Source organism: Streptomyces sp. NPDC049915 (assembly GCF_040656475.1).
In the GTDB taxonomy this organism is placed as follows: Bacteria; Actinomycetota; Actinomycetes; order Streptomycetales; family Streptomycetaceae; genus Streptomyces.
Genome location: NZ_JBFAMH010000007.1, coordinates 160412 through 181833 on the forward strand (window position 1 = coordinate 160412; position 21422 = coordinate 181833).

The 21422-nt window shown below is 71.0% G+C and carries 18 protein-coding genes; 10 read left to right on the forward strand and 8 right to left on the reverse strand.

The genetic code is table 11. From position 1 onward, the window contains the following. The 5 genes from AB0J12_RS15065 to rfbA form a co-directional block, all read right to left on the reverse strand. Nucleotides 1-489: a hypothetical protein gene (locus AB0J12_RS15065; protein WP_363264877.1), complete on the reverse strand. Its 489-nt coding sequence runs from the start codon at nt 487-489 to the stop codon at nt 1-3. A gap of 173 nt (nt 490-662) precedes the next feature. Further along, nucleotides 663-1769, reverse strand: coding sequence for a glutamate 5-kinase (proB, locus tag AB0J12_RS15070; RefSeq protein WP_363264878.1), 1107 nt, complete (start codon nt 1767-1769; stop codon nt 663-665). A gap of 539 nt (nt 1770-2308) precedes the next feature. Next, complete coding sequence (gene galE, locus AB0J12_RS15075; RefSeq protein WP_363264719.1) at nt 2309-3277, reverse strand: UDP-glucose 4-epimerase GalE; 969 nt, start codon at nt 3275-3277, stop codon at nt 2309-2311. Nucleotides 3278-3318: 41 nt separating this feature from the next. Continuing rightward, entirely contained in the window at nt 3319-3924 is a 606-nt protein-coding gene (rfbC, locus tag AB0J12_RS15080) for a dTDP-4-dehydrorhamnose 3,5-epimerase (RefSeq protein ID WP_363264720.1), read from the reverse strand. Between the two features lie 19 nt (nt 3925-3943). Continuing rightward, complete coding sequence (rfbA, locus tag AB0J12_RS15085; RefSeq protein WP_363264721.1) at nt 3944-4822, reverse strand: glucose-1-phosphate thymidylyltransferase RfbA; 879 nt, start codon at nt 4820-4822, stop codon at nt 3944-3946. Between the two features lie 149 nt (nt 4823-4971). On the opposite strand from rfbA, the gene rfbB reads away from it, so the two are divergent. The 10 genes from rfbB to AB0J12_RS15135 all read left to right on the forward strand — a co-directional run bounded on the left by rfbB (nt 4972) and on the right by AB0J12_RS15135 (nt 19142). Then, complete coding sequence (gene rfbB / locus AB0J12_RS15090) at nt 4972-5961, forward strand: dTDP-glucose 4,6-dehydratase (RefSeq protein WP_363264722.1); 990 nt, start codon at nt 4972-4974, stop codon at nt 5959-5961. Continuing rightward, complete coding sequence (gene rfbD, locus AB0J12_RS15095) at nt 5958-6839, forward strand: dTDP-4-dehydrorhamnose reductase (RefSeq protein WP_363264723.1); 882 nt, start codon at nt 5958-5960, stop codon at nt 6837-6839. Before rfbB ends, rfbD begins: the two co-directional genes overlap by 4 nt. Further along, nucleotides 6836-8104 carry a hypothetical protein gene (locus AB0J12_RS15100; RefSeq protein WP_363264724.1) on the forward strand — a complete coding sequence of 423 codons (1269 nt, stop codon included), beginning with the start codon at nt 6836-6838 and terminating at the stop codon, nt 8102-8104. Before rfbD ends, AB0J12_RS15100 begins: the two co-directional genes overlap by 4 nt. Nucleotides 8105-8270: 166 nt before the next feature. Then, the gene (locus AB0J12_RS15105) at nt 8271-8654 is read left to right on the forward strand and encodes a DUF2304 domain-containing protein (RefSeq protein WP_363264725.1); all 384 of its coding nucleotides are present in this window, start codon (nt 8271-8273) and stop codon (nt 8652-8654) included. Further along, nucleotides 8651-9385, forward strand: coding sequence for a glycosyltransferase family 2 protein (locus AB0J12_RS15110; protein ID WP_363264726.1), 735 nt, complete (start codon nt 8651-8653; stop codon nt 9383-9385). The genes AB0J12_RS15105 and AB0J12_RS15110 overlap by 4 nt, the downstream gene beginning before the upstream one ends. Next, nucleotides 9382-10287 (forward strand): glycosyltransferase, encoded by a 906-nt coding sequence (locus tag AB0J12_RS15115; RefSeq protein WP_363264727.1) that lies wholly within the window; start codon nt 9382-9384, stop codon nt 10285-10287. Before AB0J12_RS15110 ends, AB0J12_RS15115 begins: the two co-directional genes overlap by 4 nt. A gap of 88 nt (nt 10288-10375) precedes the next feature. Further along, nucleotides 10376-12592, forward strand: a complete 2217-nt coding sequence (locus tag AB0J12_RS15120) for a bifunctional glycosyltransferase family 2 protein/CDP-glycerol:glycerophosphate glycerophosphotransferase (RefSeq protein WP_363264728.1) — start codon at nt 10376-10378, stop codon at nt 12590-12592. A 70-nt stretch (nt 12593-12662) separates the two neighbouring features. Further along, nucleotides 12663-16235, forward strand: coding sequence for a CDP-glycerol glycerophosphotransferase family protein (locus tag AB0J12_RS15125; RefSeq protein WP_363264729.1), 3573 nt, complete (start codon nt 12663-12665; stop codon nt 16233-16235). Nucleotides 16236-16237: 2 nt separating this feature from the next. Continuing rightward, a complete protein-coding gene (locus AB0J12_RS15130; RefSeq protein ID WP_363264730.1) occupies nt 16238-17782 on the forward strand; it encodes a DUF6020 family protein in 1545 nt (514 codons plus the stop codon). A gap of 127 nt (nt 17783-17909) precedes the next feature. Next, nucleotides 17910-19142: a hypothetical protein gene (locus AB0J12_RS15135; RefSeq protein ID WP_363264731.1), complete on the forward strand. Its 1233-nt coding sequence runs from the start codon at nt 17910-17912 to the stop codon at nt 19140-19142. A gap of 19 nt (nt 19143-19161) precedes the next feature. Here the strand turns inward: AB0J12_RS15135 and obgE are convergent, their stop codons facing one another. The 3 genes from obgE to rplU form a co-directional block, all read right to left on the reverse strand. Then, nucleotides 19162-20607: a GTPase ObgE gene (gene obgE, locus AB0J12_RS15140; protein ID WP_363264732.1), complete on the reverse strand. Its 1446-nt coding sequence runs from the start codon at nt 20605-20607 to the stop codon at nt 19162-19164. 133 nt (nt 20608-20740) lie between these two features. Next, nucleotides 20741-20995 (reverse strand): 50S ribosomal protein L27, encoded by a 255-nt coding sequence (gene rpmA, locus AB0J12_RS15145; RefSeq protein WP_103784733.1) that lies wholly within the window; start codon nt 20993-20995, stop codon nt 20741-20743. A 14-nt stretch (nt 20996-21009) separates the two neighbouring features. Next, nucleotides 21010-21330, reverse strand: a complete 321-nt coding sequence (gene rplU, locus AB0J12_RS15150) for a 50S ribosomal protein L21 (RefSeq protein ID WP_009188585.1) — start codon at nt 21328-21330, stop codon at nt 21010-21012. Between the last annotated feature and the right edge of the window lie 92 nt (nt 21331-21422).

The following is a 21422-nucleotide window of genomic DNA, read 5'->3' on the forward strand; positions in this document are numbered from 1 at the left end:
TCAAAAGGGATGAACACCCACACGTGAGGCGGGCGGCGGGCCGTAGCCCTCGGCGACGCGCTGGTGGTAGGTCTCGCGGTCGATGACCTCCAGGCCGACGATCTCCCAGGCCGGCAGCCCGGCGGTGCGGCGGTGCTCACCCCACAGCCGCAGGGCGACGGCGGCCGCGTCGTGCAGATCGCGGGCCTCCTCCCAGTACCGGATCTCGGCGTGGTCGGGGGCGTATCTGCTGGTCAGCAGGAAGGGGTGGTCGTGGGCGAGCTGTTCGAGGGCGCGGCGCAGCTCCGGCAGCGGGGCCGGGTCGCCGGACACGCTGAGGGTGACGTGCCACAGCCGGGGCAGGTCCTGCGGTTCCGTCTCCTGCCGGTCGCCGGCCGCGACGGACGTCAGGGCGCGCTCCTCACCGGCCGCCCGGGGTCCGCGGCCGCCCGCGGCACCGCCGCCCGTGCCGCCACGGGATGCCGCCGCCCCGGGGCGCACTCGTCTCACGACGGCCACGACGGCCTCCTTCGCCCAGTGTTCGTGCGGATGTGTCCCTGAGACAGGAATGGTGTGCCTCGGACAAAGTCCAGCAGGCCGCACGGCTCCGCGGGGTGGTTTTACGGAACGTCGTCCGCGGAAGCGGACGTTTCGACCCCGCATCCGGGCACGTTCGACCCCGTTCAGGGGTGCAGCAGGACCAGATCGTCCCTGTGTACGACCTCGCGTTCGTAGGCCGGGCCCAGCTCGCGGGCCAGTTCGCGGGTGGAGCGGCCGATCAGCCGGGGGATCTCCCTGGCGTCGAAGTTGACCAGGCCGCGGGCGACGGCGTTGCCCTGCCGGTCGCGCAGCTCGACCGGGTCGCCGGCGCTGAAGTCGCCCTCGACCGCTGCGATGCCGGCCGGCAGCAGCGACGTGCGCCGGTCCACGACCGCGCGCACCGCGCCGTCGTCCAGCAGCAGGGCGCCCTGCGGGGTGGAGGCGTGCTGCAGCCACAGCAGCCGGTCGGCGGAGCGGCGGCCGGTGGGGTTGAAGTAGGTGCCGGTGTCGCCGCCGGCGAGGGCCTCCGCTGCGTGAACGGCGCTGGTCAGCACGACCGGGATGCCGGCGGCGGCCGCGATCCGGGCGGCCTCGACCTTGGTGACCATGCCGCCGGTGCCGACGCCGGCCTTGCCCGCGCTGCCGATCTCGACGTGCGCGAGGTCCTGCGGGCCCTTCACCTCGGCTATCCGGGACGTGCCGGGCTTGCTGGGGTCGCCGTCGTAGACACCGTCGACGTCGGACAGCAGGACCAGCAGGTCGGCGTGGACGAGGTGGGCGACGAGGGCGGCGAGGCGGTCGTTGTCGCCGAAGCGGATCTCGTCCGTGGCGACGGTGTCGTTCTCGTTGACGATCGGGAAGGCGCCCATCGCCAGCAGCTTGTCCAGGGTGCGCGAGGCGTTGCGGTGGTGGGTGCGGCGACTCATGTCGTCGCTGGTCAGCAGCACCTGGCCGACGCGGACGCCGTAACGGGCGAAGGAGGCGGTGTAGCGGGCGACGAGCAGGCCCTGGCCGACGCTGGCGGCGGCCTGCTGGCGGGCGAGGTCCTTGGGGCGGCGGCGCAGGCCCAGCGGGGCGAGGCCGGCGGCGATGGCGCCGGAGGAGACCAGGACGATCTCCTTCTCACCACCACTGCGGTGCTTGGCCAGCACGTCCACGAGGGCGTCGACGCGGTCGGCGTCCAGGCCTCCGGTGGCCGTGGTCAGCGAGGAGGAACCCACCTTGACGACGATCCTGCGGGCGTCCCCCACGTCCTGCCTTGCCACTGCCACCTGCGCCGTCCTCACTCGGTCCCTCGCACCGCGCGCCAGATGGCGCGGTCTGCCGGGAAGGAAAATCTACGCGAGCGGGCCGGATCGCCGCGCGCCCGTTTCGCACCGTGGACCTGCCGGTGGCGTGGCGGTGAGCGCGGTGGGTCTGCCGGACGGGTGTCTCCGGGGGCCGGGGGCTCGTGGCCGCCGCGGGGGTCACGGCCCGGCGCTGCGACCGCCCGGCTCAGGTGTGGCCGCCGTTCGGTGCGCGGCCCGGCGCTGCGGGGTGCCCGGCGCCGGTGTGGCCGCCGTGGGGTGCGTGGCCCGGCGTTTCCCTGCGCCCGCGCTGGTGTGGCCGCCGCGGGGGTCGCGGCCCGGCGCTGCGGCTGCCCGGCGCCGATGTGGCCGCCGTGAGGGTCGCGGCCCGGCGTTTCCTCGCGCCCGGCACCGGCGTAGCCGCCGTGGGGTGCGCGTCCCCGCGCCGGTGAAGCCGCCGCAGGTTGCGCAGCCACGCGCTGCGGGGTGCCTCCCCGCCGCGTCTACCCGCGTGACGCGCGCCGTGCCTCCCACGCCGACGCGATCATCGCGTGGACGTCGTGGCGGGCCTTCCAGCCGAGGTCCGTCGCGAGACGGTCGGCGGAGGCGACCACCTTCGCCGGGTCGCCGGGGCGGCGGTCGGTGACCTCGGGGGCGATCTCGTGGCCGGTGATCTCGGCGATGAGGCGGATCATCTCCCGTACCGAGACGCCCTCGCCCCGGCCGATGTTGTAGACGAGATCGCCGGCCCCCCGGGCCGAGGCGAGCCGGCGCGCGACGGCGAGATGGGCGTCGGCGATGTCGGCGACGTGGATGTAGTCACGCACGCACGTGCCGTCGGCCGTCGGATAGTCGTCGCCGAAGATCAGCGGGGGCAGCCCGGCGTCGAGCCGCTCGAAGACCATCGGGACGAGATTGAACACACCGGTGTCGGCGAGCGCCGGCTCGGCGGTGCCCGCGACGTTGAAGTAGCGCAGACAGGCGGTGGCCATGCCGTGGGCGCGGCCGGTGGCGCGGACCATCCACTCGCCGGCGGTCTTGGTCTCGCCGTACGGGCTGAGCGGCGCGAGCGGGGTGTCCTCGGTGACGACCTCGGTGGGGGGCGTGCCGTACACGGAGGCGGAGGAGGAGAACAGGAAGCTGCTCACCCCCGCCGACACCGCGGCGTCCAGCAGGACCTGAAGACCCGTCACGTTCTCGCGGTAGTAGAGGAGGGGCTTCTCGACGCTCTCGCCGACGGCCTTCTTCGCGGCGAGATGGACGATCCCCTCGACCGCGTGCTCACGCAGCACACGGTCGAGGAAGGGCCGGTCGAGGACGGTGCCGCGCTCCAGCGGGACCTGCCCCGGCAGCCGGCGCGGATCACCGCCGGAGAGGTCGTCCGCGACGACCACCGGCTCACCCGCCTCGGCCATGCTCTTCACGACATGCGAACCGATGTAGCCGGCACCGCCGGTGATCAGCCAGGTCATCCGCGCAGCCTAACAGTCCGGTGTATGCACTCTGTAAGGGTTCAGTCGCGCTGCGCGAGCGACGCACGGAACGCGAGGCACTCCTCGTACACCGGCAGGATGCCCGCCTCGCGCGCCTGCTGAAGCGTCGGGCCCTGGGCGTCCTTCGCGGACAGCTCGGGCTCACCGCCGACCGGCCACTCGACACCGATCGCCGGGTCGAGCGGGTGGACGGTCCGTTCGCGCTGCGGGGCGTAGCCCTCGGAGCACAGGTAGGTGACGGTCGCGTCGTCGGTCAGCGCGCAGAAGCCGTGGCCGAGACCCTCGGAGAGGTAGACGGCCTTGCGGTCCTTCTCGTCGAGGCGTACCGCCTCCCACTGCCCGAAGGTGGGCGAGCCGACCCGCACGTCGACGATCACGTCGAGCACGGCGCCGCGCACGCAGGTGACGTACTTGGCCTGGCCGGGCGGCACATCGGCGAAGTGGATGCCGCGCACCACACCGGCGGCGGACACGGAGAGGTTGCCCTGCTTCAGGTCGAGCGGGTGGCCGACGGCCTCGGCCATGGGCTCGGCCTTGTACCACTCCAGGAACAGGCCGCGGGCGTCACCGTGCTGCTGCGGGACGAACTCCCACGCGCCTTCGATGCCAAGGGGGTTGACCTTCATGAAACAGCCGTTTCCTCTCTCAGGCCCGCTCGGACTCGTGAGCCAGCAGATCCAGCAGGTAGTCGCCGTAGCCGCTCTTGGTCAGCGGCTCGGCGAGCTCACGCAGCCGGGCGTCGTCGATGAACCCGGCGCGCCAGGCGGCCTCCTCGAGGCAGCCGATCTTCATGCCCTGCCGCTCCTCGACCACGCGCACGTACTCGGAGGCCTGGACGAGGGACTGGAAGGTGCCGGTGTCCAGCCAGACCGTGCCGCGGTCGAGCACCGACACCTGCAGCTCGCCGCGCTCCAGGTAGTAGCCGTTGACGTCGGTGATCTCCAGCTCGCCGCGGGCGCTGGGCTTGAGGCCCTTGGCGATCTCGACGACCCGGCTGTCGTAGAAGTACAGACCGGGCACCGCGTAGCGGGACTTGGGGTTCTGCGGCTTCTCCTCGATGGAGCGGGCGCGGCCGTCCTCGTCGAAGTCGACGACGCCGTAGGCGGTCGGGTCGGAGACGGCGTGCGCGAAGACGACACCGCCCTCGGGCTCGCGGTACTTGGCGAGCTGCCGGCCGAGGCCGACGCCGTGGAAGATGTTGTCGCCGAGGATCAGCGCGACGGGCTCGTCGCCGATGAAGTCCTCGCCGATGACGAAGGCCTCGGCGATGCCGTTGGGGTGCTCCTGCGTGGCGAACTCGATGTTCAGGCCCCAGTCGGAGCCGTCGCCGAGCAGCCGCTCGAACTGGGGCCGCTCGTCGGGGCCGGTGATGACGAGGATGTCCCGCAGACCGGCCATGACCAGGGTGGACAGCGGGTAGTAGATCATCGGCTTGTCGAAGACCGGCATCAGCTGCTTCGACACCGCACGGGTGATCGGCCACAGACGGGAGCCGGTACCACCGGCGAGCACAATTCCACGCATGGGCACGCAGCCTACGGCAGGCGGATGACCGCCCCGGACATCCACTGGGTGAGACGGAGGTGAGAACCGCCACGGAAACGGCGGCCGAACCGGGACCCAACCGGCACCGAACGGGGGGCTGCGCCGCTGCGCCTAGGATAGTGGGCCTTATGAAGATTCTCGTCACCGGCGGCGCCGGCTTCATCGGTTCACAGTTCGTGCGCGCCCTGCTTCTCGGAGAGCTGCCCTCCGGTGAGGGTGCCCAGGTCACCGTGCTGGACAACCTGACCTATTCCGGGAACGAGGCGAACCTCGCCCCGGTGGCCGACAAGCCCGGCTACACGTTCGTGCGCGGCGACATCCGCGACGACGCAGTCGTCGACGACGCGATGCGCGGCCAGGACGCGGTGGTGCACTTCGCCGCCGAGTCGCACGTGGACCGCTCGATCATGGACTCCTCGCCGTTCGTCACCACGAACGTGCTGGGCACCCAGGTGCTGCTGGACGCCGCGAAGCGCCACGGCGTGGGCCGGTTCGTGCACGTCTCCACGGACGAGGTGTACGGCTCGATCGCCGAGGGCTCGTGGACCGAGGACTGGCCGCTGGCGCCGAACTCCCCGTACTCGGCCTCGAAGGCCGGCTCGGACCTGCTGGCGCTGTCGTACCACCGTACGCACGGCATGGACGTGGTGGTGACCCGCTGCTCCAACAACTACGGGCCGTACCACTTCCCCGAGAAGATGATCCCGCTGTTCACCACGAACCTGCTGGACGGCAAGAAGGTCCCGCTGTACGGCGAGGGCCTGAACGTGCGCGACTGGCTGTACGTGTCCGACCACTGCCGGGGCATCGAGATGGTGCTGCGCGGCGGCCGCGCCGGTGAGGTCTACCACATCGGCGGCGGCACCGAGGTGACCAACAAGGAGCTGACCGGCCTGCTGCTGGACGCCTGCGGCGCCGGCTGGGACATGGTCGAGCACGTCGAGGACCGCAAGGGCCACGACCTGCGCTACTCCCTGTCGATCGCCAAGATCCAGGAGGAGCTCGGCTACAAGCCGCAGGTCACCTTCGAGCAGGGCCTGGCCGACACCGTCCAGTGGTACCGCGACAACCGCGCCTGGTGGGAGCCGCTCAAGGCGAAGGCGGCGCTTCCGGCATGACGCGTGTACTGATCACCGGCGCGGCCGGCATGCTCGGCCGTGACCTGGCCGAGGTCCTCGGCGGGCGCGGGCTGTACGTGAACGCGGTGACCCGCCACGGGCTGGACATCACCGACGCCGCCGCGGTGCGCGCGGCGCTCGCCGGGCACGACGTCGTGGTGAACGCCGCCGCGTGGACCGACGTGGACGGCGCCGAGGCCGAGGAGGCCGCGGCCACCCGGATCAACGGCGAGGGCCCGCGGGTGCTCGCCGAGGCGTGCGCCGAGAGCGGCGCCGTACTGATCCACGTCTCCACCGACTACGTCTTCCCGGGCGACGCCGACGAGCCGTACCGGCACGACGCCCCGACCGCACCCGTCAACGCCTACGGCCGCAGCAAGCTGGCCGGCGAGCAGGCGGTGACCGAGCTGCTGCCCGAGCGCGGCTATGTGGTGCGCACGGCGTGGCTGTACGGCGCGCACGGGCGCAACTTCGTCGCGACGATGCTGAACCTGGCCGCGCAGCGGGACACCGTGGACGTGGTCGACGATCAGCGCGGCCAGCCCACCTGGACCGTCGCGCTCGCCCGGCAGATCGCGGACCTGGCCGAGGCGGCCCTGGCCGGGCGGGCCCCGGCGGGCGTCTACCACGGCACCGCGTCCGGTACCGGGACCTGGTTCGACCTGGCCCGGGCCGCGTACGAGCTGACCGGCCTGGACCCTGAGCGGGTGCGCCCGACGACGTCGGAGAGGTTCGTCCGGCCGGCCCGCCGCCCCTCCTACAGCGTGCTGGCCCACGAGCGGTGGGCCGAGGCGGGCGTGGCGGTGCAGCCGCACTGGCGCGAGCAGCTGGCCGAGGCGCTGAAGGTGATCGCCTCCGAGGAGCGGACGCGCGCGTGAGCCTCCTCGACCGCATCACCACGGCGCTGCCGCAGGGCACCGCGTTCGTCGGCGCCGGCACCGCGGTGCTCGGGGTGGCCAGTTACGTCCATCTCGCGGCGGCGGGCCACGCGCTCGCCGTCGACGACATGGCGAGCTTCTCGGTGCTGTGGACGGTGGTGTTCTCCATCGGCCTCGGGCTGTTCTTCCCGGTCGAGCAGGAGATCACCCGGATCGTCGCCGCCCGGGTGGTGCACGGCGACGGGGTGCTGCCGGTGCTGCGGCGCGGCGCGGCGCTCTCCGCGAGCCTGCTGGCGCTGGTGCTGGTGCCGCTCGTGGCGTTCGCCGGGTGGATCGCCGATCTGTTCTTCCACGGCGACACCAGCCTCGTGTACTCGCTCGCCGGTGCCTTCGCGGCGCTGGCCGTGGCGTATGTGACGCGTGGCATCCTCGCCGGTCTCGGCCGGTTCCAGGCGTACGGCATGCAGCTGGGCCTGGACGGCGTGCTGCGGATCGTGCTGTCGGCCGCGCTGGCGGTGTCCGGCGTGACCTCGCCGTTCGCGTTCGCGGCCGTGCTGACGGTGGCCCCGCTGCTGGCCGTACTGGCGACGATCAAGCCGGTGTTCCAGGGAGCGCGGCCGGGGTCGCAGGCACACTGGCGGGAGCTGATCGAGCACCTCGGGCTGCTGGTCGGCTCGACGCTGCTCGCACAGCTGCTCGTCAACATCGCGGTGATCAGCACCAAGTTGATCTCGACGAACGACGACGCGCTGGTCGCGGCGCTGCTGTCGGCGCTGGTGCTGGCCCGGGTGCCGCTGTTCGTCTTCGGCGCCTTCCAGGTGTCGCTGCTGGCGGGGCTGTCGTCGGCGGCGGCCGAGGGGGACACACAGGGTTACCGTCGGCTGCTGCTGCGGGCCGCGTCGGTCACGGCCGGGCTGGGCCTCGCCGGCGGGCTGGGCGCGGTGGCGCTCGGACCTGCGATCCTGCCGACGGTGTTCGGCGCCCCGGATGTGCTGAGCGCCACGGACTTCGCCTGGCTGTCGGCCGGTACGACCCTGTACATGCTGGCCATGGTGCTGGGTCAGGCGCTGCTCACCAGTAACGGTGCGCGACTTCAGCTGTTGTCCTGGGTGGTGGGCACGTTGGTGCTGATCGCAATCACGCTGAGCCCGCTGGACCTGCGCACGAGGGTCGAAGTGGCGTACACAGCAGGGTCACTGACGGTGGCCACCTGTATGTCACTCGCCATTCGCGCTCGTGTAAGCTACCGCCCGGTGCGCTCATAGGGTGACCGCCATTTCATCACTCTTCGTAACCGTCCCTCCGCGTGCAGTCGGGGTCCGGTCGGGTGGGTCCCTCAGCAGCCGCTCCCCCTGGTACACACCCCTGGAAGAGTAGACAGGCCCTTTCCATGAGTCGTCCGATACACCGGAGTGCGGTATGCAGTTGTGGATGCTGACTTCGGTCACCGGAGTCGTCCTCGTCGCGTGCATCGTCGAGCTCCTGCGCCGTCGCAAGCTCAAGGAGAAGTACGCCTTCCTCTGGGTGATCACCGGCCTTGTGATCATCCCGCTCGGGTTCTTCCCGCGAGGTGTGGACGCGGTGTCCGAGGTCCTCGGAGTCCGTTCCGGCGTCAGCCTGGTGCTGTTCATGGGCGTCGCCTTCCTCTTCGTCGTCTCGCTCCAGCTGAGCTGGGAAGTGGGACATCTGGAGGAGGAGGGCCGCACCCTCTCCGAAGAGGTGGCGCTGCTCCGCATCGACGTCCAGGACCTGCGGGCCCGGCTCGCCGAGCTGGAGACCCCCGCCGCATCTGCAGAACAGGGGGAGGGTAAGTGATCGACGGCAAGCGTGTGCTGATCATCATGCCGGCGTGGAACGAGGCGGCCGGCGTCGCCGACGTCATCAAGGAGGTCCACACCACCCTTCCGGGTGCGGACGTCCTCGTGGTGGACGACGGCTCCGCCGACGAGACCGCCGCGGTCGCCCGCGCCGCCGGCGCGACGGTGATGAAGCTGCCGTACAACCTCGGGGTGGGCGGCGCGATGCGCGCCGGATACAAGTACGCCCACGACCGTGACTACGACATCGCCATCCAGGTCGACGCCGACGGCCAGCACGACCCGCGCAACGTGCCGGAGCTGCTCGCCCGGCTGGAGAGCGGCGCCGACCTCGTCATGGGCGCCCGGTTCGCCGGCACCGGCGAGTACGAGGCCCGCGGCCCGCGCCGGTGGGCGATGCTGGTGCTGGCGTTCTGGCTGTCGCGCATGGCGCGCACCCGGCTCACCGACGTCACCTCCGGCTTCCGCGCCTGCGGCCGCGACCTCATCGACGTGTTCGCCCGCTGGTACCCCGTGGAGTACCTGGGCGACACCGTGGAGTCCACGATCGCCGTGATCCGGGCCGGGTACCGCGTCGAGCAGGTCCCCGTCGCGATGCGCCCGCGCACGACCGGCACCCCCAGCCAGTCGCCCCTGAAGGCCACCCTGTATCTCGGCCGCATCGGCATGATCCTGCTGCTCGCGTTCAGCCGCCGCTCGGTGCTGCGGCCCGCCAGGAACGGGAAGTGACGCGCGTGCAGACCCTCGACATCATGCTGCCGCACTACGGCGACACCGCCCTGATGCAGGCAGCCGTGCAGAGCGTGCTGGACCAGACCGACAAGGACTGGCGGCTCACCGTCGTCGACGACGGCCGTGAGCCGGGCGTGCCGGAGTGGTTCGCCTCCCTCGGCGACGAGCGGGTGCGCTATCTGCGCAACGAGAAGAACCTCGGCATCACCCGCAACTTCCGCAAGTGCGTGGAGCTGGTGGAGTCGACGCACTTCACCATGCTCGGCAGTGACGACCTGCTGCTCCCGACCTACGTCGAGACGCTGCGGGCCGCAATCGAGGCCGTGCCGGACGCGGCGATCTACCAGCCCGGCGTCGAGGTCATCGACGAGCACGGCGACCCCTCGACCTCGCTCGGCGACGAGGTCAAGCGGCGCCTGTACGCGCCGAAACACAACGGCCGGCGCCTGGTGCTGTCCGGTGAGCCGCTGGCCGCCAACCTGCTCGGCGGGAACTGGCTGTACTTCCCGTCGATCTGCTGGCGCGCCGACGCGGTCAAGGCGATCAACTTCCGCGAGGACCTCTCCGTCATCCAGGACCTGGCCCTGATCATCGAGCTGATCCAGCGCGGCGAGAAGCTGGTCGTGGAGCCGGCCCCCGTCTTCCGCTACCGGCGCCACTCCGGCAGCCTGTCCTCGGCGGAGGCCCTCACCGGCGCCCGTTTCGGGGAGGCCGTACGGTTCTTCAACGAGGTGGCCGACGACCTGGACCGCCACGGCTGGCCCAAGGCCGCCCGGTCCGCGCGGCGGCACCTGTCGATGCGGCTGCACGCCCTGACCCTGCTGCCCGGTGCCCTGCGCCACCGCCAGTCCGACGCCACGCGCCGTCTGCTCAGGTACGCCCTGACCCGATCCGAGTGACAGCCCGCAGGGGCGGGCCGGTTGCGTCCCCCACCCCCGCCCCTCGGAACCGCGCCCCGCTTCCCCCCTCCGAAAGCGCAAAGCCGACATGATTCCCACGCAAGCCCAAGAGAGCGCCACACCCCGGTTCAGCATCATCGTTCCGGCGTACGGGGTCGAGGCGTATCTGCGCGACTGTCTCGACTCGGTGCTCGGCCAGTCCTTCACGGACTTCGAGGTCATCGCGGTCAACGACGCCTCACCCGACGCGTGCGGCGAGATCATGGACGAGTACGCGGGGCTCGACCCGCGTGTGGTGGCGGTGCAGCTCGAGCAGAACGTGGGGCTCGGCCGGGCGCGCAACGTGGGCATGGCCCGTGCCCGGGGCGCCTACCTGATCTTCCTGGACAGCGACGACACGCTGCTGCCGGGTTCCCTGCAGGCCATCGCGCGCCGCCTGGAGGAGACCGGCGATCCCGAGCTGCTGGTCTTCGACTACGAGCGCACCTACTGGGACGGCCGCGTCTCCGCGAACGCCAAGCGGTCGCTGCTCACCGACGGCCCGCGCGGCGCATTCCGGCTGGACGACCACCCCGACCTCCTGCTGCTGCTGCAGGTCGCCTGGAACAAGGCCTACCGCCGCGACTTCGTGGAGCGCTGGGGCTTCGAGTACCCCGCGGGCTACTACGAGGACACCCCGTGGACCTATCCGGTGATGGTGGCCGCCGAGACCATCGCCCTGCTGGACCGGGTCTGCGTGCACTACCGCCAGCGGCGCCAGGGCTCCATCCTGTCCTCCTCCAGCCGTAAGCACTTCGACGTCTTCGACCAGTACGACCTGGTGTTCGCCTTCCTCGACCAGCACCCGCAGTTCGACCACTGGCGCGGCCCGCTGTACGAGCGCATGACCTTCCACCTGGGCGTCATCGAGCGGATGCCGGGCCGGCTGCCCGCCGACGCGCGTGCCGAGTTCCGGGCCCGCCGGCTCCAGGCCGAGCAGGCCCGCCGCCCGGCCGGCCACCAGGCGCCCAAGGCGACGGGATCCTCCCGGTCGGGCGTGCGCCGCGTCGCCGAGCGACTCCCGGTCCGGCTGCGCCCCGTCGCGCGCCGCGCCTACCGGGCCGCGCGCCGGCTGAAGAAGCCGGTGCGCTCGGTGGTGCTGCGGGCGTACTACCGGGGCCAGCGGATGCTGCCGGTGCGCAAGGACACCGCGGTCTTCGCCGCGTACTGGAACGCCGACTACGCCTGCAACCCGGCGGCCATCCACCAAAAGCTGCTGGAGCTGGCCCCGCATGTGAAGACGACCTGGGTGCTCAAGCCGGACGCGCGCAACAAGCCGCCGGCCGGCACCACCGTGGTGCGTCCGGGCTCGTGGGGCTTCTGGAAGGCGATGGCCCGCAGCAAATACTTGGTCAACAACGTCAATTTTCCGACCCTGGTGGTCAAGCGCCCGGGTCAGGTCTTCGTGCAGACCCACCACGGCACGCCGCTCAAGCGGATGGGCGTCGACCTCGTCGAGTACCCGATCGGGCAGGCCGACCTCGACATGGAGACGCTGATCGAGCGGATAGACCGCTGGGACTACAGCATCTCCGCCAACAGCTTCACCACCGCGATCTGGAACCGGGCCTACCCGGCCGAGTACACCTCCCTCGACTACGGCTATCCGCGCAACGACGTGCTGGTCAACGCCACCGACGAGGACCGGGCGCGGGCCCGCGAGAAGCTCGGTCTCGCCCCGGACAAGAAGGTCGTGCTGTACGCGCCGACCCACCGCGACTACCAGGCGGTGCCCCGGCCGCTGCTCGACCTGGAGCACTTCGCCGAGCGGCTCGGTGACGGCTTCACGGTGCTCTCGCGCGTCCACTACTTCAACCTCGGCACGGGCCCGGGCTCCACGGACGGCTCCCCGGTCGTCGACGTGAGCGGGCACCCGTCGGTGGAGGAGCTGTACCTCGCGGCGGATTGTCTGCTGACGGACTACTCGTCGTTGATGTTCGACTACGCGCTGCTGGACCGGCCGATCGTCGTCTTTGCCAACGATTGGGACGTGTACCGGGCCACTCGGGGCACCTACTTCGACATTCACGTAGAGTCGCCCGGCCACGTGGTGGCAACCGAAGGGGACCTCCTGGACGTCTTCCTCTCGGGGCGCTGGTGCGACGACACCTCCGCCAAGGCGCGCACGGAGTTCCGCAGGCGGTTCTGCGAGTTCGACGACGGCCGGGCGGCGGAGCGTGTGGTACGCAGGGTCTTCCTGAACCAGGAGGATGTGCCGCCGGTGACACTTCCGGCGGAGCGTCCGAGCCGTCTCACGCGGGGCTAGAGCTACCGTGTCCGGCGGGTCCGGTCACCACCGGACACATACGTAACCTGAGAAAGGCGCAGTACCGCAGATGCCTCCCCGTCTGTCACTAGTCGTTCCCGTGTACAACGTGGAACTCTTCCTCGACGAGTGCCTGCAGTCGATCGCGGACCAGACGTTCACCGACTGGGAGGCAATCGTCGTCGACGACGGCTCCACGGACGGCAGCCTCGCGATCGCCGAGAGATGGGCGGCCAAGGACGACCGGATCCGCGTCGTCCCCCAGGAGAACCAGGGACTCGGCCCCGCCCGCAACACCGGTGTGGCCCACCTCACCGAGGGCACCGAGTTCCTCGCGTTCGTGGACAGCGACGACATCGTGCTGCCCGACGCCTACGAGCGCTGCATCGCCAGCCTGGAGGCGTCCGGCTCGGACTTCGTCAGCGGCAATGTCAACCTGCTCAAGGCCGGCGAGATCCTCATCTCCCCGCTGCACGAGAAGCGGCTGCGCACCGACCGCACGCGGACCCACATCAGCCGCGACAAGAACCTCGTCTACGACCGCACGGCCTGGAACAAGGTCTTCCGCCGCTCGTTCTGGGACAAGCACGCCTTCGAGTTCCCCGGGATCCTCTACGAGGACGCCCCGGTCACGCTGCCCGCGCACTTCCTGGCCTCCGCCGTCGACGTGCTCGGCGAGCCGATCTACCTGTGGCGCCAGCGCACCGGCGGCGCCCCGTCGATCACCCAGCGCCGCACCGAGCCGGTCAACGTCCGCGACCGCATCCGCTCCTGCGACCGGGTCAGCCGCTTCCTCGCCTCCCAGCCCGGCGAGGAGTACGTCGCCCACAAGCACTGGTACGACGAGATCTTCATCACCGACGAGCTGCCGCTGTTCATGGGCGTGCTCGACGAGGCCGGCGACGAGTTCCGCGAACTGTTCATGAGCGGCGCCGCCGACTTCCTCGGCCGCGTCGACGAGTCGGTCATGCCCCGCCTGCCGGTCGCGCTGCGGCTGAAGTGCCATCTGATCCTCGAGGGCCGCCTGACGGAGCTGATGGAGCTGCTCGCCTACGAGCGGGAGACCGGGCGGGCCGTCCCCGTGGTCCGCCAGGGGCTGCGCCACGTCGCCGACTACCCGGTCCTCGACCAGGGCAAGCGGCCCGTGCCGCGCTCGGTGCTGCGCGTCGACAACGACTTCTCCGCCCGCGCCCGCGCCGAGGCGCTGATCTGGCGCGACGGCCGGCTGCGCCTCGAGGGCCACGCCTACATCCGCAACCTGGCCGCCGAGCGGCCGCAGCGCACCGCCCTGCGCGTGCTGATGCTGCGCGAGGTCGGCAGCCGCCGCACCGTCCTGGTGCGGCCGAACCAGGCGCGCGCGCTGCGCGCCACGCAGACCTCCGGCCAGTCGCTGCACAACTACGACTGGTCCGGCTTCACCGCCGAACTGAACCCGGCCAAGCTCAAGGCGCGCGGCGGCTGGCGCGACGGCGTGTGGCGGCTCACCGTCACCACCGTCCAGCAGGGCATCGTGCGCCGGACCCGGCTGAAGGCCGGCGAGACCGGCAGCGCGCAGAGCCCGTCGCCGTTCTGGGTCGACAAGGACGTCCGGGTCGTGCCGTACGTCGCCGACGAGCACCTGTACGTGCGGGTGGAGCGGGTGCGGGCCCGGCTGACCGGGCACCGGGCAGTCGACGGTGTGCTGGAGCTGACCGGCACGCTCGGCCACGACGCCGCCACCGGCGACGCGCCGCTCACCCTGCGCCTGACCCACGGGTCCACCGAGGCCGAGCTCGACCTGCCGGTGGAGCGAGGCAGCGGCGGCACGTTCTCGGTGCGGGTGCCGCTGGCCGACCTGGACGTCGAGGGCCGTGACAGCCACAACCTGCACGTCTCCGACAAGTGGACGGCCGAGCTGGGCGTCGGCGCCAAGCGCCGCTTCCCCGTCGCCGTGGACGCCGCCGAGGGAGACCTCGGCCGGCAGATCTCCGTGGACGGCGGGCCCACCGCCGCCTGGGGCGGCCGTGTCATCGCCGTCACCAGCGACGGCTCCGGCCGCCTGGTGCTGCGCACCCAGCCCGTGCAGCCCATGACCGGCGAGCTGTCGGTCAGCGCGGAGGGCCGCATCGCCCTCACCGCCGCCCTGCCCGCGCAGGTCGAGGAGCCGGTCGAGATCGTCGTACGGCACAGCCGGCACGCCGAGGAGCACACCTACCCGGCGACCGTCGCCGACGGTGTGCTGAGCGCCGAGTTCCTGCCGGTGCCGGACAGCATCGCCAAGGTGCCGCTGCGTCAGGGCCGCTGGTACCTGTTCGCCCGCACCGCCGACTCCCGCGTGGAGGTGCCGGTGCGTGCCGTGCCGTCCGCGCTGGATGCCCTGCCGGTCGACTTCAGCGTGCGTGGCCGGGACTACACGCTCACCCACCGCTTCTTCGACCGGCTGCTCATCGAGGCCGCCTCCGACCTCGGTCCCGCCGAGGTCGGCTGGTACCGCCAGCGCGAGCTGCGCACCAAGGTGTACGCGCAGGCCCGTACCGCGCCGCTGAAGGACACCGTCCTGTACGCCTCGTTCTCCGGCCGCCAGTTCTCCGACTCGCCGCGTGCCGTCTACGAGCAGCTGGTGCGCCAGGGCGCCGAGCTGGAGCACGTGTGGGTGGTGGAGGACCTGCGCGCGGAGATCCCCGAGGGCGTGAAGGTCATCCGCCGCTGGAGCCGCGAGTGGTACGAGGCGCTCGGCCGCAGCCGGTACATCGTCACCAACACGCACCTGCCGCACTGGATCCGCCGCCGCGAGGGCCAGGTCATCGTGCAGACGTGGCACGGCACGCCGCTCAAGCGGATCGGCCACGACATCGACAGCGTCCAGTTCGCCGACCGCAAGTACCTGCAGAAGGTCGCCGAGGAGACGCCGAGCTGGTCCTTCCTGGTCTCCCCCAACCGCTTCTCCACGCCGATCATGCGGCGGGCGTTCCAGTTCGAGGGCGAGATCCTGGAGTCCGGCTACCCGCGCAACGACGTGCTGCTCTCCGAGGAGACTCAGGAGCTGGCCAAGAGCGTGCGCGAGCGGATCGGCCTGCCGGCCGGCAAGAAGGTCGTGCTGTACGCGCCGACCTGGCGCGACGACCAGTTCTACCGGGCCGGCAACTACAAGTTCGACATGCGGCTGGACGTGAAGAAGGCCGCCGAGCGCCTCGGCGACGACCACGTCCTGCTCGTGCGCAAGCACTCGAACATCGTCGACGCCGTGCCCGGCGCCGGTGACGGCTTCGTCTTCGACGTCTCCAGCTACCCGGACATCGCCGAGCTGTTCCTGATCACCGACGTGCTGGTCACGGACTACTCGTCGCTCATGTTCGACTTCGCGAACACGGGCCGCCCGATGCTGTTCTTCACGTACGACCTGGAGTACTACCGCGACCAGCTGCGGGGCTTCTACTTCGACTTCGAGGACAAGGCCCCCGGTCCGCTGCTGCAGACCTCGGACGAACTGATCGACGCGCTCGCCGACATCGACCGGATCAGCGCCTCCTACACGGAGACCTACCGGGAGTTCAAGGACGTCTTCTGCGACCTCGACGATGGCCAGGCCGGCGAACGAGTGATCAACCGGATGCTGGAACTCGCGCACCCCGACCCATCGTCCACCGAGCCCGCGGAGCGTTGAGCGTGCCCACGATCCCCAGAGCCGTCAGGCAGCGCCTGGAACGCATCCCGGCCCGGCGCCGGATGCCCCTGGCCGTCTACGCCGTCACCCAGGTCATCTTCCTGCTGTGGTGGGCGGCCTTCTACCCCGGCGGGATGAGCTACGACTCGATCTCCTACGTCTGGCACGTCACCACCGGCCACTGGATGTCCAACCACTCGGTGGCCTACGACGGACTGGTCTGGCTCTCCCTGCAGATCACCGGTGACCTGGCCCTGCTGACGTTCGTGCAGGGTGTCGCCATGGCCGCGGCGCTGGCCTATGTGGCGATGACGCTGCGCCAGTTCGGCGTGCCGGGCAAGTGGAGCGCGACGGCCGCGATCGCGGTGGCGGCGCTGCCGTCGATCGGCTCGTTCACCATCTTCGTGTGGAAGGACGTGCCGTTCGTCATCGGCGCGGTCGTGGCCTTCGGCGCGGCCGGACGGCTCGTGGTGCGCCGGATGCGCGGCAGGCAGGCGGTGCGCGACAAGGCGTTCCGCAACGACGTCGCGATGCTGTTCATCGGCTTCCTGGCGATGGGCCTGTTCCGCAACAACGGTCTGCTCGTCGCCGTTCTCGCCGCGCCGGTGCTGCTGTTCGTCCTGCCGAAGATGCGCAGGGCGATGCTGGTCGCGACGGTGATCCCGGCGGTGATCGCGGGCGTGCTGCAGGTGGTGATCTACCCCGCGCTGGGCGTGATCACCCCGACCAAGGACCAGGTGTACGCGATGAACTACGCGGACATCGCGGTCGTCTACGGCAAGGCGCCGTGGACCTTCACCTCGTCGGACAAGGCCCTGATGGCCAAGGTGGCGCCGCTGTCCCACTGGGGCGGCCGGGCGGCCAACTGCTACAACGCCGACTGGGCGATGCAGAAGCCGATGAACCGCAAGAAGGCCGCCGAGTACAACGACCAGCTGATGGACCTGTGGATGCGGGTCCTGCAGCGCACCCCGGACCAGATGATCGGGGCGCGGCTGTGCCGCTCGCACATCGCCTGGTCGCCGTTCCCGGGCCCCGCCGACAAGATGGGCCAGACGCTGATCAGCCCGCCGTCGGTGCCGAAGAACCTGTTCGGCTGGGCCGACTGGAACCAGGACATCAAGCACAGCGAGTACCGGCCGGTCCTGAAGATCCGTCCGCTCAGCGACACGCTGCACAAGCTGGCGTTCTTCTCGTGGAAGGCCAGCAAGACGCCGCAGCTGCAGTGGCTGCTGTGGCGGGGCGCGACCTGGTGCTACGTGGCGTTCGCGATCTTCCTGTCGTTCGCGCGCCGGCAGCGCTCCTGGGCGCCGCTGGCCATGATGTCGATCCCGCTGGCGCTCCAGCTGACGGTGGTGGCGGCCAACCCGGCGCCGCTCGCCCGGTACATGTTCGCGCCGCTGTTCCTCGGCATCCTGACGCTGCCGCTGCTCGCCGCGAAGCCGCGGTTCGGCCGGCAGGGCGGGGAGAGCCCGGGGTCTTCGGGGCCGTCCGAGGAGGCGGAGGAGCCGTCGCCGGCGGACCGGGATCCTGAGCCGGTGGCCTGACGTTTCGCATGGGGCCCGCTCGTATCTCCCTTCCGGGAGGTGCGGGCGGGCCCTTCGCCATGTGTACAACCGATCACCCGGGCCGTGGATCTCAGTCTCGTACCCCACTGTCGACGGAAGGACGAGCATGCCGGCTCATCGCAGGGCCCTGGGCGTGGGAGCCGCGGCCGCGCTGCTGCTGGGCGGCGCAGGCCCCGCGGCGGCACGGCCGGCCGCCGACCGGCCCGCTTACGAGGTCGAGGTGGCGCCGGACTACCTCACCGCAGACGTGGGCGGGACCGTGACGATACGTCCCCAGATCTACGCGAGCCGGCCGGACGGCTCCCAGGAGCACCTGGCGGAGGGAGAGCCGGTCGGCCGGCGTATGACGCTGGAGTACGCCCTGCCCGGCAACACCACGCCGGTCGGGGTCGGCAAGGGCTGCCGGAAGCTGGTGACCGGATGGGCTCGGCATGTCACCTGCACGTCGGTGCGTCCGTTGACCGTGCGAATCGACAGGGCGCTCGTCGCCGAGGAGACCACCGTGACCGTCCGCCGGGCGGGATGGGCGGCGGACTCCGGCGGTGACCGCCTCCTTCTCACGGCTCCGGTCCCACAGGAGGAGGGCGAGAGCCGGGGCAGCCGGGAGGGGCGGCAGAAGGCCGGGGCCGTCCTCCTCGGCGTGGCCGGCGGTTTCGCGCTGCTCGCGCTGTTCCTGGGCCGTACCCGCACGCGCCGGGCCGTGTGGGTGTCGTGCGCCGTGGTGGGCCTGTTGTGCGCCGGGCCGGGTGTCTGGAGCATGACGCGGGAACCGCTGATCGGCGCGAAGAGCTATGTCCGCTATCGGTCCGGACCGCCGGTGCTGAAGATCCCCGACACGCTCTGGGACGACGGCTGGATCCGGAGCGAGAGCCGGCCGGACGGCGTCCCCCGCATCACCACGGCACCGGACCGGGGCCATGAGGACGTAACGGAGGTGTCCGGCTTCTTCGCGCCGTACGTCGACGAGCCGACGGGGACCCCCGGCCAGTGGCTCACCGTCGACGGCGCCTACGGCCGGATCGAGGACCCCCGGCGGGCCCGCGACCACATGCTGCGGACGGCCGCCGGGGCACCCGGCGCGACGGTGGCGGAGAAGCCCCGGCTGTTCCTCCTGAAGAGCGAGGAAGGCATCGCCAAGGGTCCCGTGCTGTTCAAGTGCCAGGTGATCGTCGTCCGGGAACAGCATGTCCACCAGTGCGCCTGGGCCGACAGGGGCGTTCGCGCCCTGCTGTCCACGTCCGGTGGTCCCGCGTTCAGCGACTCCGGCGACCCGCTGCTGGGGACGGCCCACGACGCCCTGAGCGTGCGGGAGTACGTACAGCTGGGCGGCGGCTTCTGACCGCCGCCCGGCTCGCGGCCTAGAACGGGTCGAAGTCGTCGAACTCCCGGTCGGCCTCGTCCCGTTCGGCCTGGCGGTCGCGGCGGCGCTGCGCCGCGGGTCGCGGGGCGTCGAAGCGGTGGTCCTCGCCACGCCGGCCGAGCATCTCGGCGCCCGCCATGGCGGTCGGCTCCCAGTCGAAGACGACCGCGTTGTCCTCGGGGCCGATGGCGACGCCGTCGCCGGTACGGGCGCCCGCCTTCATCAACTCCTCTTCGACACCGAGGCGGTTGAGGCGGTCCGCGAGGTAGCCGACGGCCTCGTCGTTGTTGAAGTCGGTCTGCCGCACCCAGCGTTCGGGCTTCTCGCCGCGCACCCGGAACAGCGGCTCGCCGCCGGCGTCCTCACGGGTCACGGTGAACCCGGCGTCGTCGACCGCCTTGGGCCGGATGACGATACGGGTCGCCTCTTCCTTGGGCTTGGCGGCCCGCGCCTTGCCCACCAGGTCGGCCAGCGCGAACGACAGCTCCTTCAACCCCATGTGGGCGACCGCGGACACCTCGAAGACGCGGTAGCCGCGCGCCTCGAGGTCCGGGCGGACCATCTCGGCGAGGTCCTTGCCGTCGGGCACGTCGATCTTGTTCAGGACGACGATGCGCGGACGGTTGTCGAGACCGCCGTACTGGCGCAGCTCCTCCTCGATGATGTCGAGGTCGGAGACGGGGTCGCGGTCGGACTCCAGGGTCGCGGTGTCCAGCACGTGCACGAGCACGCTGCACCGCTCCACGTGGCGCAGGAACTCCAGGCCCAGGCCCTTGCCCTGGCTGGCGCCGGGGATGAGGCCCGGCACGTCGGCGATGGTGTAGACGGTCGAGCCGGCGGTGACGACACCGAGGTTCGGCACGAGCGTGGTGAACGGGTAGTCCGCGATCTTCGGCTTGGCCGCGGACAGCACCGAGATCAGCGACGACTTGCCCGCGCTCGGGTAGCCGACCAGCGCCACGTCGGCGACGGTCTTCAGCTCCAGCACGATGTCGCTCAGGTCGCCGGGCTCGCCCAGCAGCGCGAAGCCGGGCGCCTTGCGGCGGGCGGAGGCCAGCGCCGCGTTGCCGAGGCCGCCGCGGCCGCCCTGGGCGGCGACGAAGGAGGTGCCGTGGCCGACGAGGTCGGCCAGGACGTTGCCGGCCTTGTCCAGCACGACGGTGCCGTCCGGGACCGGCAGGATCAGGTCCTGGCCGTCCTTGCCGGAGCGGTTGCCGCCCTCACCGGGCTTGCCGTTGGTGGCCTTGCGGTGCGGGGAGTGGTGGTATTCCAGCAGCGTGGTCACGGACTGGTCGACGGTGAGGATGACGTCGCCGCCGCGCCCGCCGTTGCCGCCGTCCGGGCCGCCGAGCGGCTTGAACTTCTCACGGTGAACGGAGGCACAGCCGTGACCTCCGCTACCCGCGGCGACATGCAGTTCGACGCGGTCCACGAAGGTGGTCATGGTGGGGTGCCTCCAGAAACGTACGAGAGATTCTCTTGGTACGAGATGTCTTCGGTGTAACACGCGAAAGGCGGACCCGCCTTCCCGACCGGGAAGTGAGGTCCGCCTCGCGAAAGCTTCCGATCAGCGCGACTCAGGCGACCGGAACGATGTTCACGACCTTGCGGCCACGGAAGGTGCCGAACTGCACCGAGCCGGCCTGCAGCGCGAACAGCGTGTCGTCGCCGCCACGGCCGACGCCCGCACCCGGGTGGAAGTGGGTGCCGCGCTGGCGGACCAGGATCTCACCCGCGCTGACGACCTGACCGCCGAAGCGCTTCACGCCGAGCCGCTGGGCATTGGAGTCGCGACCGTTCCGAGTGGACGATGCGCCCTTCTTGTGTGCCATTTCTCCTCAGTCCCTTACTTCGCGGCCGTGGGGATCGACGTGACCTTGATCGCCGTGTACTGCTGGCGGTGGCCCTGACGACGGCGGTAGCCGGTCTTGTTCTTGTAGCGCAGAATGTCGATCTTCTGGCCCTTGTGGTGGTCCACGACCTCGGCCTGGACCTTGATGCCGGCCAGCACCCACGGGTCGCTGGTCACGGCGTCGCCGTCGACAACGAGCAGGGTCGAGAGCTCGACCGTGTCGCCAACCTTGGCAGTGGAAATCTTGTCAACCTCAACGATGTCGCCGACAGCAACCTTGTGCTGGCGACCACCGCTGCGCACGATGGCGTACACGCGGATCTCACTCTCTCGCTCGGGGAACGGCACCCCCGCAGGCCAGCCACCCGGCAGACGCGGACGACCTCTCCCGGCCAGCCGTGTGCCCG